Annotated in this window: 1 pseudogene; it reads right to left on the bottom strand. The window is 40.0% G+C overall.

Annotation, left to right across the window (positions count from 1 at the left end):
* Window positions 1-658: pseudogene (locus ACEN4I_RS13430) on the bottom strand (ISNCY family transposase); the annotation flags it as partial.

Here is a 658-nt window from a genome sequence, read left to right as displayed (position 1 = left end):
TAAGCTGTTTGTTCAGCTTCGTACTCTTCGAGTGTTTTTCCGACACTGCGAAGATATCTTTTGAAAGATTCTAGTTTCCACGGGTGAGATTGTGGGGGAATATACTGGCGTCTTTCTTTTTTTTGCTCTGGAATCGGATCAAACTCTTGTGAGTAGTAGTCATGTTCTTTCAGTCTCCTTGTTGTGTATATTTTTTCAGCTATATTTACATAGATATCTCCGTTAAACGCTTCGATAACCAACACCTTTGATCTTCGCGTGAAGTAGTGCTCTTCACTGCCTTCCGTAGGCAGGTAGTAGTTGTTTTGATACCGAATATGATGCCCACTATCCACTTTTCTATTCGCTACTCGTGCTAATAATAAATTGATTTCTGATTTAGTTGGTGCGTTTTCATAGATGGATTCCTTCGTTTTATTGCCAAACTTCTTATTGAAAGTCCTAATCCATTTCGTTAAAAAGTGATTGGCTTCCTCCATAGATTGTATTCCAGCTAAGTCTAAATCTACAGGAAGTCGTGATTGAACAGTCCCGTTTAAGCGCTCTACGCGGCCTTTAGCTTGTGGAATAGAGGAGGTTTTAATCTCAATACCGAGTTGATGACAGGCAAAACCAAACTGGGTAAAGGTATCTTCTTCGACCGCTTTCATGGCTTTTG

Source organism: Desemzia sp. FAM 23990 (assembly GCF_045528485.1).
Lineage (GTDB): Bacteria > Bacillota > Bacilli > Lactobacillales > Carnobacteriaceae > Desemzia.
The sequence above is the reverse complement of the archived record's forward strand: the minus strand, read 5'-3'. Positions and strand labels throughout refer to the sequence as shown.